The organism is Nocardioides sp. NPDC092400 (assembly GCF_040684155.1).
Classification (GTDB): domain Bacteria; phylum Actinomycetota; class Actinomycetes; order Propionibacteriales; family Nocardioidaceae; genus Nocardioides.
On the sequence record NZ_JBFBFJ010000001.1, the window covers coordinates 1282709 to 1295572 of the forward strand.

General features: G+C 73.4%; 13 protein-coding genes. 10 read left to right on the forward strand and 3 right to left on the reverse strand.

The genetic code is table 11. From position 1 onward, the window contains the following. Nucleotides 1–4 precede the first annotated feature (4 nt). The 3 genes from AB0N29_RS06360 to AB0N29_RS06370 are packed head-to-tail and all read left to right on the forward strand — an operon-like array spanning nucleotide 5 to nucleotide 4147. Nucleotides 5–2686, forward strand: coding sequence for a hypothetical protein (locus tag AB0N29_RS06360; RefSeq protein WP_364865027.1), 2682 nt, complete (start codon nucleotides 5–7; stop codon nucleotides 2684–2686). Continuing rightward, a complete protein-coding gene (locus AB0N29_RS06365; RefSeq protein WP_364865030.1) occupies nucleotides 2673–3512 on the forward strand; it encodes an ATP-binding cassette domain-containing protein in 840 nt (279 codons plus the stop codon). The genes AB0N29_RS06360 and AB0N29_RS06365 overlap by 14 nt, the downstream gene beginning before the upstream one ends. Then, nucleotides 3509–4147 carry an ATP-binding cassette domain-containing protein gene (locus AB0N29_RS06370; RefSeq protein WP_364865032.1) on the forward strand — a complete coding sequence of 213 codons (639 nt, stop codon included), beginning with the start codon at nucleotides 3509–3511 and terminating at the stop codon, nucleotides 4145–4147. The genes AB0N29_RS06365 and AB0N29_RS06370 overlap by 4 nt, the downstream gene beginning before the upstream one ends. A gap of 16 nt (nucleotides 4148–4163) precedes the next feature. Here AB0N29_RS06370 and AB0N29_RS06375 read toward each other — a convergent pair whose 3' ends face one another. Beyond that, nucleotides 4164–4736 (reverse strand): hypothetical protein, encoded by a 573-nt coding sequence (locus tag AB0N29_RS06375; protein WP_364865035.1) that lies wholly within the window; start codon nucleotides 4734–4736, stop codon nucleotides 4164–4166. Between the two features lie 113 nt (nucleotides 4737–4849). Here AB0N29_RS06375 and AB0N29_RS06380 point away from each other — a divergent pair, with 113 nt between their 5' ends. Genes AB0N29_RS06380 through AB0N29_RS06390 form a run of 3 tightly spaced genes read left to right on the forward strand, consistent with a single transcriptional unit; the run spans nucleotide 4850 to nucleotide 7025 of the window. Next, nucleotides 4850–6013: an LLM class flavin-dependent oxidoreductase gene (locus AB0N29_RS06380; protein WP_364865037.1), complete on the forward strand. Its 1164-nt coding sequence runs from the start codon at nucleotides 4850–4852 to the stop codon at nucleotides 6011–6013. Beyond that, entirely contained in the window at nucleotides 6010–6375 is a 366-nt protein-coding gene (locus AB0N29_RS06385; RefSeq protein WP_364865040.1) for an NAD(P)H-dependent oxidoreductase, read from the forward strand. Before AB0N29_RS06380 ends, AB0N29_RS06385 begins: the two co-directional genes overlap by 4 nt. Continuing rightward, on the forward strand, nucleotides 6372–7025 hold the full coding sequence (locus AB0N29_RS06390) for a CE1759 family FMN reductase (protein ID WP_364865042.1): 654 nt from the start codon (nucleotides 6372–6374) through the stop codon (nucleotides 7023–7025). Before AB0N29_RS06385 ends, AB0N29_RS06390 begins: the two co-directional genes overlap by 4 nt. Nucleotides 7026–7085: 60 nt before the next feature. Here the strand turns inward: AB0N29_RS06390 and AB0N29_RS06395 are convergent, their stop codons facing one another. Then, a complete protein-coding gene (locus AB0N29_RS06395; RefSeq protein ID WP_364865044.1) occupies nucleotides 7086–8120 on the reverse strand; it encodes a TIR domain-containing protein in 1035 nt (344 codons plus the stop codon). A 312-nt stretch (nucleotides 8121–8432) separates the two neighbouring features. On the opposite strand from AB0N29_RS06395, the gene AB0N29_RS06400 reads away from it, so the two are divergent. Then, nucleotides 8433–8789: an NAD(P)H-dependent oxidoreductase gene (locus tag AB0N29_RS06400; protein WP_364865047.1), complete on the forward strand. Its 357-nt coding sequence runs from the start codon at nucleotides 8433–8435 to the stop codon at nucleotides 8787–8789. Between the two features lie 359 nt (nucleotides 8790–9148). Here AB0N29_RS06400 and AB0N29_RS06405 read toward each other — a convergent pair whose 3' ends face one another. After that, nucleotides 9149–9676, reverse strand: coding sequence for a YbhB/YbcL family Raf kinase inhibitor-like protein (locus tag AB0N29_RS06405; RefSeq protein ID WP_302271340.1), 528 nt, complete (start codon nucleotides 9674–9676; stop codon nucleotides 9149–9151). Between the two features lie 94 nt (nucleotides 9677–9770). Between AB0N29_RS06405 and cobA the strand changes: the two genes are divergently transcribed. From cobA to AB0N29_RS06420, 3 genes are all read left to right on the forward strand, one after another. Further along, on the forward strand, nucleotides 9771–11012 hold the full coding sequence (gene cobA, locus AB0N29_RS06410; protein ID WP_364865050.1) for a uroporphyrinogen-III C-methyltransferase: 1242 nt from the start codon (nucleotides 9771–9773) through the stop codon (nucleotides 11010–11012). After that, the gene (locus tag AB0N29_RS06415) at nucleotides 11012–11815 is read left to right on the forward strand and encodes an RNA methyltransferase (protein ID WP_302271342.1); all 804 of its coding nucleotides are present in this window, start codon (nucleotides 11012–11014) and stop codon (nucleotides 11813–11815) included. Before cobA ends, AB0N29_RS06415 begins: the two co-directional genes overlap by 1 nt. Nucleotides 11816–12037: 222 nt before the next feature. Next, nucleotides 12038–12841 (forward strand): transglycosylase family protein, encoded by an 804-nt coding sequence (locus AB0N29_RS06420; protein ID WP_364865053.1) that lies wholly within the window; start codon nucleotides 12038–12040, stop codon nucleotides 12839–12841. Nucleotides 12842–12864 lie beyond the last annotated feature (23 nt).

Genomic DNA, 12864 nt, shown 5'->3' on the forward strand with positions numbered 1-12864 from the left:
GCCCGTGCGCCTGCTCCACTCGCCCGGGTGGCTGGGCCTGGTGCTCCTCGCCGCCGCGCTGCTGGTCGGGTCCGTCGTGGCGCCTGCGCTGTTCCACGCCAGCGCGCGCGGCGCCGCGCTCGAGGCGGGTGTCGAGGCGGCGGCCGCGGAGCCCGCGCCGGGCGCGTCCGCCGACCTGCGCGCGTCGTGGGCCGGGGTGCTCCGCCCCCGGGGTGCGGCCCTGGTCCGTGAGCGCCTGCTCGACCTGCCCGGCTACGGCGCACCCACGACCGGCGCGGCCGGCACCGCGCAGGACCGCCGGCTGCGCGCCGTGGTGCGCGCGGGAGGGGAGTCCCTGCCGGGTGCCCTGTTCTTCCACGACGGCGTCCTCGAGGCGCTCGGCGCCGACGCCGACGCACCCGGGGCGTGGCTCCCGACGGACCTCGCCGAGGGGCTGGGACTGGCCGTCGGCGACCGGTTCCGGGTGGGCCTCCAGAGCGTCTCCGAGGGGTCCTCCTCCACCCGCTTCGCCACCACCACGCTGTCGGGCACCTACGCCACCGCGCCCCGGTCGGTCCTGCCGGCGGCGGTCGCCGCGGCGCCGGGCAGCGCGGACTGGGTCCTCCCGATCGACCCCGGACGGCCGGGGGAGGTCAGCCAGCTCGTGGTCACGAGCCCGGCGACGTTCGGCGAGCTGGTCCGTGCCATCGACGAGGAGCCGTTGTACGCCGCGGACCTCCGCGTCGACGCCGCCCTCGACGCCGACACCGCCGAGGACGCCGTGGCGGGCATCCAGCGGCTGGCGATCGAGGCCTTCGACAGCACGACCGACCTGGCGCAGGTCACCGACCAGGCGCGGCCGCTGCCGACCCGTCTTGAGCTGGCGTCCGGGCTCCCGGACATCCTGGTTGAGGCCCAGGAGGCGGCCGTCGACGCCCGCGACCAGGTGGGGCCGTACGCCGCCGCGGGGCAGGTGCTCGCCGCCGCGCTGCTGGCCGCGGCCTGGGTGCTGGTCGGGCGCAGCCGTCGACGCGAGGAGTCGCTGGCCGCCGGCCTCGGCGTGCACCCGCTCGCCGTCACCGGGCTCACGGTGCTCGAGCTGCTGCCGCTGGCGGTCCTCGCGCTGCCGTTCGGGACGGCGCTGGCGCTGCTGGCCGTCGACGCCGCCGGACCGCCTTACGACCTCGGCCCGGGGGACCTCACCCGCGCCGACCTGCTCCGCGCCGGGGTCGGCGCCGCCGTCGCCCTGGCGCTGCCGGCGGCGGTCGCCCTCGCCGCGGCGCTGCGGGCCGACCTGGGTGGCCGTGGTCGGCTCGGCGCGCGTGTGCGCTCGGTCCCGTGGGAGGCGCTGGTGCTGGTCGCCACCGCGGTCGTCCTGGTCGGCGTCCTCTCCCAGGAGCCGGCCCGGCGCGCCGGCTCCCCGCTGACCACTGCGCTGCCCCTGCTGGTCGCGGCGTCGGCCGCCGCGGTCGTCGTGCGTCTCGCCGCGCTCGTCCGGCTCTCCGGCGCGAGGCCCGGCGGGGCACGTTGGCTGGCGTCCCGCCGCGCGGGGAGCGCCGGTCCCCGCGACCAGGCGCTGACCGCGGTGCTGGCCGTGACCCTGGGTCTCTTCGCCTACACGCTGGCGGTGCACCGCGGGCTGGTCGAGGGCGCGGACGACAAGGCCGCTGCGCTGGTGGGTGCGCCGACGGCCGCCTCGGTCGACGACGCCCTCCGCGGCACCGGCGTGCGGGCCCTGCGGCCGCCGGTCGAGGACTCGACGCTCGTGTGGCGCCAGCGGGTCACGCTGCCCCCCACGTTCGGCGCCCAGCAGCTCCTCGCCGTCGACGCGGAGACCTTCGCCGCGGTCGCGGACTGGGGTGCCACCGGGACCCTGGGGGGCGGGCGCGACCTCCTGGACCGGCTCGACGACCCCACCGCCGAGCTCGTCCCGGTGCTGCTGGCCGGGGACACCGACCTCGCGGTGGGCGACCGCGGCACGCTGGAGATCAACGAGGAGGTGGGCCTGGGGTACGTCGTCGCCGGCGTGCTGCCCGCGTTCCCCGGCTCCGAGGCGGGCACGGGCGACGCGGCCGTCGTGGTGAGCGCCCGCCAGGTGTTCCCCCTGCTCCCGCCGCCCCTGGACCCGCGCGACCCGCTGTCCGCCCGCAGCGCGGCCGGCGCCTTCGGGGCCGAGGTCTGGTCCCGGGCCGACGCCGACCGGCTCGACGCCCAGCTCGAGGCGGTCGGGCTCTCCCCGGTCGCGGTGTCGACGACCCGGGCCGCCGAGGTCGGCGAGGGGCTGCTCGCCGCGTCGTGGGCGGCGCGGTACGTCGTCGTGCTCGGCCTGGTGGTCCTGCTGCTGGCGCTCGCCACGGTGCTGGCCCTGGGCCTGCGGCTCGCCGACCGCGACGCGGTCGCCGACGTGCTGCTCGCGCAGATGGGCTACCGCCCCCGCGAGCTCGCGGCCGCGCGGACCTGGGAGGTGGCGCGCGCCGTGCTGACCGCGGCCGTGGCGACCGTGGTGTCGACGGCCGCCCTCGTCCTGGGACCCAGCCTCGTCGACCAGGTGCCGCAGGTGCTGCCCACCAGCCGCCCGCGCCTGGGCGCGACGGAGGTCGGGGCGGTCGTCGGGCTGGCGCTGGCCATGGTCGCGGCCGCCTCGGCCGTGGGGCTGGCCCGCGCGCGCCGCCGCTCGGGCCCGGAGGTGCTGCGTGGCAACGGCTGAACCGACCCCCGCGCAGGTCGTCGAGGCGAGCGACCTGACCCGGGTCTACCGGTCCGCGACGGGGGAGACCTACGCGCTCCGCGGCGTCGACCTGCTCGTCTCCGCCGGCTCGCTCACGGTGGTCGCCGGCCCCTCGGGCAGTGGCAAGAGCAGCCTGCTGACGCTGCTCTCGGCGCGGGAGCGGCCGAGCGCGGGCGAGCTGCGGGTGCTGGGCAGCGATGTGGCCGGCGCGTCGGCGAGCGCCCTGCGCCGCCTGCGCCACCGGCGCATCGGCTACGTCCCCCAGCGTGCCTCCACCGGGCTCTTCCCCCACCTGACCGCGGCCGGGCACGTCCGCCAGGTCGCCACCTGGCGCGGCTCCGGGCACGACGACGTCGAGCAGGTGCTCGCCTCGGTCGGCCTGGCGGCACGCGCGGACCACCGGCCGGCGACGATGTCGGGCGGCGAGCAGCAGCGGCTCGCGGTCGCGATGGCCCTGGTGGGGAGCCCGGCCCTGGTGGTCGCGGACGAGCCCACCGCCGAGCTCGACCACGGCAACGCCGACCTGGTCCTCGACGCCCTCGCCGGTCTCGCCGAGGCCGGGAGCGCCGTCGTCGTCAGCAGTCACGACGCCCGGGTGACCGACCGGGCCGGCCGGTTGCTCCGGCTCCGCGACGGCGTGCTGTCCAGCGAGACCGCACGGGCTCGGGAGACGGTCGCGGTCATCGACTCCGCCGGGCGCCTGCAGCTCCCGCCCGCCCTGCTCGCGCGCTTCCCCTCCCGCCGCGTCGTCGTCGAGGCGGACGGCGACGTGGTCCGCCTCCGAGGACCGGGGGAGCCGACGTGAGCGGGTTGGTCGTCCGGGGGGTCGGCCACGGTTACGGGACCGGGAGCGGTCGGGTCGAGGTGCTGCACGACGTCACCCTCGACGTGTCGCCCGGCGAGGTGGTCGCGCTGCTGGGGCCCTCCGGCTCCGGCAAGACCACGGTGTGCCACCTGGCCGCCGGCTTCGAGGAGCCGCAGCGCGGCACGGTCCAGGTCGACGGCCGCCCGCCGTACGGTGCCGCCGACTGGTCGCTGGTGGCGGTCGTGCCCCAGCAGCACGGTCTGGTCGACGGTCTCGGCGTCGAGGACAACGTGCTGCTGCCGACGTACCGCTCGGAGCGCGCGCCGGTGTCGTTCGCCGACCTCGCGGCGGCGCTCGACCTCGGCCCGTTCGCGCACCGACGGGTCGGCGAGACGTCGCTGGGGGAGCAGCAGCGGGTCGCGGTGGCCCGCGGGCTCGTGCTCGCCCCACGGGTGCTCGTCCTCGACGAGCCGACCGGTCACCAGGACGACGACCGCGCGGAGCTGGTGACCGCCGCGCTGGTGGCGGCCGCCCGAGCCGGTACGGCGGTGCTGGTGGCCAGCCACGACCCGCGGGTCCAGCGCGTCGCCGACCGGGTGCTCCGGCTCGACGAGGGCCGGCTCGCCGACGGCTGAGGCGGCCGGGCAGCGGTCAGGGCCGCGCGTGCACCCGCGCGACCAGCAGGCCGGCCACCAGCGCCCCGAGCGTGCCGAGCGACTCGTCGCCGAGGGTGTCCTCGTAGGCGGTGCCGGCCTCCGTGCCGTGGCGGATGAAGGTGTACCACTCGCCGAGCTCCCAGCCGATCGCGAGCACGGCGCCCAGCCCGGTCACCAGCACGACGACCGCCCAGGCCGGCCGGACCGACCCGCACAGCAGGAGGCCGAGCCCGGCGCAGAGCAGCAGCCAGTTCGCGAAGTGGTTGAGGTCGTCCCACCAGACCACGGCGTCGTACAGGTCCAGGCTGTTGCCGGTCACGTCGACGAGGAAGGGCAGCATGACCAGCGTGAACGCGCCGTGCGGCGGCCGCTCGACGCGGCCGCGACGGCGCGCGACCAGCCACCACACCGCCGGCGCCAGCAGCATCAGCAGGGGATAGGCGACCAGCCGCGCCCCGAACGCCTTGCCCTCGAACCTCTCGATGCCGGGCACCCACTGCGCGACGGCGAGCTGGCCGACCGTCGCGAGGATGATCAGAGCGGGGACCCACCACGGCACACGGCGCACCGGGCCACTGTGGCGGAATAGCCTGGGAGGATCCTCGGTTGACACGGATAGTTCGGCTTTCAACCACACTTCGCCCCCGTCCCACGGGGGCACCACGAGGATCGAGGACGGCCATGCAGATCGGCATCTTCAGCGTCGGCGACGTGACGATGGACCCCACGACGGGTCGCACGCCGACCGAGCACGAGCGGATCAAGGCCACGGTGGCGATCGCCAAGAAGGCCGAAGAGGTCGGTCTCGACGTGTTCGCGACCGGCGAGCACCACAACCCGCCGTTCATCTCCTCCAACCCCACCGCGACGCTCGCCTACATCGGCGCGCAGACCGAGCGGATCGTGCTGTCGACCGCGACCACGCTGATCACCACCACCGACCCGGTGCTGATCGCGGAGGACTACGCCAAGATCCAGCACCTCACCGACGGCCGGGTGGACCTGATGATGGGGCGCGGCAACACCGGCCCGGTCTACCCCTGGTTCGGCAAGGACATCCGCCAGGGCGTCAACCTCGCGATCGAGAACTACGCGCTGCTGCACCGGCTCTGGCGCGAGGACGTCGTCGACTGGTCCGGTCGGTTCCGCACCCCGCTCCAGGGCTACACCTCCACGCCGCGCCCGCTCGACGGCGTCCCGCCGTTCGTGTGGCACGGCTCGATCCGCAGCCCCGAGATCGCCGAGCAGGCGGCCTACTACGGCGACGGCTTCTTCCACAACCACATCTTCTGGCCGGCCTCGCACACCCAGCAGATGGTCGACCTCTACCGACGCCGCTTCGAGCACTACGGCCACGGCCCGGCGGACACCGCGATCGTCGGCCTCGGCGGGCAGTTCTTCATGCGGCGCGACAGCCAGGAGGCCGTGCGCGAGTTCCGCCCGTACTTCGACAACGCCCCGGTCTACGGCCACGGGCCCTCGCTGGAGGACTTCACCGAGGCCACGCCGCTGACAGTGGGCTCGCCCCAGCAGGTGCTGGAGCGGACCCTGTCGTTCCGCGACTACGTCGGCCACTACCAGCGCCAGCTGTTCCTCGTCGACCACGCCGGCCTGCCGCTGAAGACGGTGCTCGAGCAGCTCGACCTGCTCGGCGAGATCCTGCCGGAGATGCGCAAGGGCTTCGCCGAGGGTCGCCCGGCGCACGTGCCGGACGCGCCCACCCACGGCTCGCTGGTCGCCGCCGCGGGCGGTGCCCACGACTCCACGGTGTACGCCGCGGCGGACTCCGCCACGGGCCACCGGGCCGAGGACGCGCTCGAGGCCGCCGAGGAGGTGTCGGCATGACCTCCGTGGTCGTCGTCTCCGCCGGTCTCTCCAACCCCTCGTCGACGCGGCTGCTGGCCGACCGGCTGGCCGCCGCGACGACGCAGGCGCTCGAGGAGGTCGACGTGACGACCGTCGAGCTGCGCGACCTCGCCCACGAGCTGACCGACCACCTGCTGACCGGCTTCCCCGGTCCGCACCTGGCGGCGGCGATCGACGCGGTCCGCCGCGCCGACGGGCTGGTCGTCGTGACGCCGGTGTTCTCCGCGTCGTACTCCGGGCTGTTCATGACGTCACGCGGTGGGACGTTGAAGATACCGCGTCGGAAGCGCTCGCTCGTAACGCACTCGAGTCCGATCCAAGAAGAGGCAATCGCAGCATGAAGCGTGTAGTTGTTGTCAGCGCAGGCCTGAGCGTTCCTTCGTCCACGCGGCTACTTGCCGACCGGCTCGCCGCGGCCACCGTCGCTGCCTCTGACGAGCCGATTGAGTTGCAGACCATCGAGTTGAGGACCTTGGCTCACGGGTTGGCGGACCATCTGGTCACAGGGTTCCCGACCGGCGAAGTCGCCGAGGCCATCTCGGCAGTGGGCCGGGCAGACGCGCTGATCGTTGTGACTCCGGTGTTCACCGCCAGCTACTCAGGTCTATTCAAGACGTTCGTTGATGTGATGCCGCGGGAGTACTTCGTCGGTAAGCCTGTCCTTGTCGCAGCTACGGCGGGGTCCGCCCGTCACTCGCTGATGCTCGACCACGCCATGCGACCGCTCTTCAGTTACCTCAAGGCTGCTCTCGTGCCTACCGGCGTGTTTGCCGCGACAGATGACTTCGGCGCAAGTTCCGACGGCGAGGACCCGCTTCGGGCACGGATCGACCGAGCTGCTGCTGAGCTGGCTTCGATGCTCGGTCCGCGTGCGATCGCTAGCGCAGGCTCCGCCGGTCGGAACCTTCACGTAGTTTCGGGGCAGAGTGACTTGGAGGACGTAGCGCCCTTCGAAGAACTTCTGCGAAGGGCGTCCGAGTCCGGGGGCTGATGCGAAGCGTGACCCGTCTCCATCTTCGGATTGAGACGAGTCACGTCGCTTCGTGCTGACTCAACCCTTCGCTCGGACCTCCAGGATGTCCAGTCCCACGAGCTCAGCAAACAAGGCCCCGATCTCAGCGACAAGTTGGTCCTTTTCGAATGAGATGTAGCCCAGATCGCTGAAGTCACTGGGAAACGAGACGCTCTTCTCTTTGAAGATGACAATCCGGTTCTCATACAGGATCGACGCTGCGCCGAGCTCATACACCACGTTCTCGCTGGGTCGCCACACCTCGATCTGCTCGCCAGCTTCGTTCTCCCGGAGGAAGCGCTCGTCGGCTGTGAAGATGAAGATGCCTGACGAGCACTCGTTCTCCATCAGCTCCGCGACCTTCTTGCTGATCGGTCGTCCTCGGTTGGGCTCGTCGACAGCAACCGCGTACTTAACCTTGAACTGGTCAAGGGCCTTCTTCAACTGGTCGAGCGGCGTCCGGTTCTTGCCGTGCGCGATGAAGACCTTCTTCGGGCCGGCGCTCGCGACAGCATCCGCTCGTCGACCACGGGGCGTAGGTGGCACGGCCTCCCCACCGCTTCGGTCGTCCGACGTACCGAGCGGGGCGGGTTCGTCCTCTTGTTCGTCGTCAGGGGTTTCGAGGTCAACCGTGTCGTCGGGCGCGACAGGGGCAGTTGGCACTCCTTCAAGGTCTACCCACTCGCCGCCCTTCATCGTGCGCACGAGACCTGCCACTCGCGCGTCTTCGAGGATGTGCTCAATGCACTCCTCGACCCTGGACTCGTCCACCTCTGCTTCCTTCATCAGAAAGTCGCGAAGGGGTCCCGGGTTTGGCACCTTTTTTCCGTTGAAGGCACGGAAGAATGTGCCGTAGGGCGCAACGCTGAGCACAGCCTCCTTGCAGGCGGCCAACTGGTCGACCTCATCGCCGCCAGTAGCTCGGTCACCGAGCTCCGTGAGCCCGAACTCGTCTGCGTTGATACCGCCGGTCGTGAGCCCATACATCCTGGAGCTGGCGACCAGTTCGCGGAAGACCCTCGAGGTCGGAGTGGAGTTCAGGAGTTCAGCCAGTGTCAGTTTCGAGGTGTTCATGCCCGACGCCTCGTCCTGGATAGCGCGCGCTACGCGCAAGGACTGTGTCAGCGACAGCTGCGGGTAGTTCCGATTCTTCGTTCCGGGTGCGCGACCTCGCGGCATACATCTTCCATCCCTCGGGGGCCAGTTTGCGCGCATAATCGCACGCACCAACGGCGCTCCGAGGCTTTTCGGCAACTCAGCAGAGCGCGCAAGCGATGCCGTGCCATCGCCCCGCTTGCGCACGAAAGCACTCCACTGGGGTTGGACGTTCTACAACGGCGTCGTTTTCGCAGGTCAGCGGCTTCCTCAGGACGTCGCGATCGCGTCATGTTCAAGACGTTCTTCGACGTCCTCGAGCCCGGGACCCTCGACGGCACCCCGGTGCTCGTCGCCGCGACGGCGGGCACGGCACGCCACTCCCTGGTGCTCGAGCACGCGCTGCGGCCGCTGTTCGCCTACCTGCGGGCCGTGGTCGTCCCCACCGGCGTCTTCGCCGCGACCGAGGACTTCGCGAGCACCGAGCTCGAGCAGCGGATCACCCGGGCCGCCGGCGAGCTGGCCGCGCTGGTCGGCAAGGTCAGCCCCGCCGACGCGTCGGGCGGGTCCAGCCGGCGCACGGTCGACGACCAGCTCGCCGAGCCCACGCCGTTCGAGGAGCTGCTCCGCCGAGCCTCGGAGGGCTGAGGAAGCCCCTCCGCTGGTCGAGCAGCGAGCGCCGGCGAGCGCCAGCGACACCCGGCGAACGGCTGCTGGTCGAGCAGCGAGCGCCGGCGAGCGTCGTCGAGACCCGGCGAACGGCTGCTGGTCGAGCAGCGAGCGCCAGCGACACCCGGCGAACGGCTGCTGGTCGAGCAGCGAGCGCCGGCGAGCGTCGTCGAGACCCGGCGACCAGGGCTACGGCCCTGCGCCCGTCACCGGGTCTCGACACGCCGGTCGCGACCTCGTTCCTCGGTCGCGCGGCTCGCTCGACCACCACCAGCGAGTCCGCTGGGGCGCGTCCTCGCTCGACCACCACTAGCGAGTCCGCTGGGGCGCTTCCTTGCTCAGTGCTGGTGGGTCCCGTGGATGATCGCCCGGCCGGCGGTCTTGAATGCCAGGTTGAACGACACCACGGCCGGCGAGGCGTCGGAGTCGACACCGAGCGACTCCTCCGTCACCGCGTGGACGACGAAGTAGTACCGGTGCACCTGGTCGCCCTGCGGCGGGGCGGCGCCGGTGAAGGCCTTCGAGCCGCCGTCGTTGCGGCACATGAACGCGTTCCCCGGGAGGTCCGAGCCCTCCGCGCCGATGCCGGCGGGGAGCGAGGTCACGTCCGCCGGCACGTCGACGAGCACCCAGTGCCAGAAGCCGCTGGGCGTCGGGGCGTCGGGGTCGAAGCAGGTGACCGTGTAGCTCTTCGTGCCCTCGGGCGCGCCCGACCACGACAGCTGCGGCGAGGTGTCCCCGCCGTCGGCGACCTGCTCGGACCGCAGCGGCGCGCCGTCGGTGACGTCCTCGCTGGTGACGGTGAACGACGGCACCGGGGGCAGCAGGTCGTAGGGGTTCGGGCTCACCGGTCGGTCGAGGGTCATGGGTCTCCTATCGCAGACGGGGGATCGGTCCGAACCTAGTCCGGACATCGAACCCGTACCACCGCGCCGCCGACCGCACACGGATGATGTGCGGGTGGACGACTTCCCGACGTACCCCTCCGGGCTGCGCCTCGCCGACCGCCGCGTCGTCGTGGTCGGCGGCGGTCACGTCGCGCAGCGGCGGGTGCCCCAGCTGATCGCGGCCGGCGCGCGCGTGCACGTCGTCGCGCCGGCGGTGACGCCCGCCATCGAGGGGCTGGTCGGGTCCGGGGAGGTGGTCTGGCACGAGCGCGGCTTCGAGGAGTCCGACCTCGACGACACCTGGTACTGCATCGCCGCGACCGACCTCCCGACCGTCAACGAGCGGGTCAGCCGCGCGGCCGAGGAGCGCCGGGTCTTCTGCGTGCGCGCCGACGACGCCACCCGGGCCACCGCCTGGACCCCCGCCACCGGCCGCCACGACGGGGTCACCGTCGCGGTCCTGAGCGGCCGGGAGCCGCAGCGATCGGCCGGCATCCGCGACGAGGTCGTCGAGCAGCTGCGCGAGGGCACGCTGGGCGCCCGGAGGCAGCGCAGCCGTGCGGCGGGGGTGGTGCTCGTCGGCGGGGGACCGGGGGACCCCGAGCTGATCACCGTTGCCGGTCGCAAGGCGCTGATGGACGCCGACGTGGTCGTGGCCGACCGGCTCGCGCCGCGGGAGCTGCTGGGCGACCTGCCCTCCGACGTCGAGCTGGTCGACGTCGCCAAGCTGCCGCGGGGTCGCAGCGCCCAGCAGGAGGAGATCAACCGCGTCATCGTGGACCGCGCGCTGGCCGGCAAGCGGGTGGTGCGGTTCAAGGGCGGCGACAACTTCGTCTACGGCCGCGGCTACGAGGAGGTCATCGCCTGCCGGGCGGCCGGCGTGCCGGTCACGGTGATCCCCGGCCTCACCAGCCCGGTCGCGGTGCCCGCGGTCGCCGGCATCCCGGTCACCCACCGGGGTGTCGCGCACGAGTTCACCGTCATCTCCGGGCACCTGCCCCCGGGCCACCCCGAGTCGCTGACGGAGTGGTCCGCGGTGGCCGGTCTACGCGGCACCCTGGTGCTGATGATGGCGGTGCAGAACGCTCCCGCCATCGCCGAGGCGCTGCTCGCCGGCGGCCGGGACGCCTCGACGCCGGTCGGGGTGGTCTGCGACGGCACGATGCCGGGCGAGCGCACGGTCCTCTCCACCCTCGGCTCGCTGGCGGCCGACCTGGCGGACCAGCACGTGAAGCCCCCGGCGATCATCGTCGTCGGCCACGTGGTCGCCGTGGCGCACCCCGACCACTACGGGGCCCGGGAGGAGCTGGCCTGATGGCCCGCATCATCGAGGTCGAGGACCCCGCGGACCCGCGGCTGGCCGACTACCGCGACCTGCGCGACGTGGAGCTGCGCAAGAACATGGAGGCCGAGCACGGCCTGTTCCTCGCCGAGGGCGAGAAGGTCGTCCGGCGGGCGGTCGAGGGCGGGTTCACCCCACGGTCCTTCCTCATGGCGCCGCGCTGGCTCGACGGCCTCGCCGATGTCCTGGGCCGTTCCGATGCGCCCTGCTACGTGCTCTCCGAGGCGCTCGCCGAGGAGGTGACCGGCTTCCACGTCCACCGGGGCGCGCTCGCCTCGCTGCAGCGCCGCCCGCTGCCGAGCCTCGAGGAGGTCCTCGACGGGGCCCGGTCGGTGCTCGTCCTCGAGGACGTCGTCGACCACACGAACGTCGGCGCCATCTTCCGCTCCGGCGCAGCACTCGGCTTCGACGCCGTCCTCCTCGCCCCGCGCTGCGCGGACCCGCTCTACCGCCGCTCGATCAAGGTCGCGATGGGCACGGTGTTCAACGTCCCGTGGACCCGGCTGCCGGACTGGTACGACGCGCTGCCGGCGCTCTCCGCGCGCGGCTTCACCACCGTGGCGCTGACGCTGGCCGCGGACTCGTCGCCGATCGAGGACGCCGTCGCGGGTCTGGACAAGGTCGCGCTGGTGCTCGGTTCCGAGGGCCACGGGCTCTCCGCGCGGTGGGAGCAGACCGCCGACAGGCGGGCGATCATCCCGATGGCCGAGGGCGTCGACTCGCTCAACGTCGCGGCCGCGACCGCCGTCGCCTGCTACGTGACCGCTCGCCGCTGATTCGACGGAGCGCGAGAGGCTCGCGTACCGTCGACGGCCGTCCCGCCGGGCGGCCCACGACGCCGTTCCGGACGGGCTCCTCGCGGCCGCACGCCGGCCGTGTCACGACCAGGAGACCCTCGCAGCACGGCGAGGGCGTCGAATCCCGTTTGGACCTCCCCCTTCATGCCTCTTCACCCAGTCCTGCCTTCCGTCCTGCCCTCCGGCCGCCGGCCGCGGTCCGTGGCCACCTCGACCGCCGCCGCGGCGGTCGTCCTCGCGTTGCTGCCCGGCGCCGCCGCCGCCGACGGCGAGGTCGCCCCCAGCGGCACCGAGCCGGCCACCACCGCCGCTGCCGCCCCGGCGGGCACCACGTCCGTCGGCCTCCGCGTCGGCCGCGACAGCACCCGGTCGGTGCGCACCTCCGCCTCCTGGCCGGCCGGCGTCCTCCGCGAGCACGGCGTGACGGTCTCCCGGCGCGACCAGGTCCGCGTCCTGCGCGCGGACCGCCGCGTCTCCGGCGAGCAGCGCCGCCTCCGCCGCGGCGACACCGTCAAGGTCGTCCGCGTCGACCGCACGGTGGACACCCGCCGCGTCAAGGTGCGCGCCGGCGTCGAGGAGCGGCGTACGACGTCGCTGCGGCCCGGCCAGCGCCGCGTGGTCAGCGACGGCCGGCCCGGGGTCCGCAAGGTGCGCACCATCCGGGTGACGCACAACGCCCGCGTCGTCGACCGCGCCGTCCGCAAGCACCTGGTCCGCGACCCGCGACCGCGCCGGGTGCTCGTCGGCGCCCCGCGCCGGTCGGTCCCCGGCGCCGACCGGCTGAACTGGCGCGGCCTCGCCCGGTGCGAGTCGGGCGGCAACCCCCGCGCCGTCAACGCGGCCGGGTACTACGGGCTCTACCAGTTCGACACCGGCACCTGGCGCAGCGTCGGTGGCCGGGGCATGCCGCACCGCGCCTCCGCGGGTGAGCAGACCTACCGGGCGAAGCTGCTCTACCAGCAGCGCGGCCGGTCGCCGTGGCCGCACTGCGGTCGCTACCTCTGAGCCGGCCCACCACCGGCTGAAGA

Coding starts and splice junctions, on each gene's coding strand:
- AB0N29_RS06395 (WP_364865044.1), bottom strand. CDS start 8,120: ATGAACACCTCGAAACTGACACTGGCTGAACTCCTGAACTCCACTCCG.
- AB0N29_RS06390 (WP_364865042.1), top strand. CDS start 6,372: ATGAAGCGTGTAGTTGTTGTCAGCGCAGGCCTGAGCGTTCCTTCGTCC.
- AB0N29_RS06400 (WP_364865047.1), top strand. CDS start 8,433: ATGTTCAAGACGTTCTTCGACGTCCTCGAGCCCGGGACCCTCGACGGC.
- AB0N29_RS06405 (WP_302271340.1), bottom strand. CDS start 9,676: ATGACCCTCGACCGACCGGTGAGCCCGAACCCCTACGACCTGCTGCCC.
- AB0N29_RS06415 (WP_302271342.1), top strand. CDS start 11,012: ATGGCCCGCATCATCGAGGTCGAGGACCCCGCGGACCCGCGGCTGGCC.
- AB0N29_RS06385 (WP_364865040.1), top strand. CDS start 6,010: ATGACCTCCGTGGTCGTCGTCTCCGCCGGTCTCTCCAACCCCTCGTCG.
- AB0N29_RS06380 (WP_364865037.1), top strand. CDS start 4,850: ATGCAGATCGGCATCTTCAGCGTCGGCGACGTGACGATGGACCCCACG.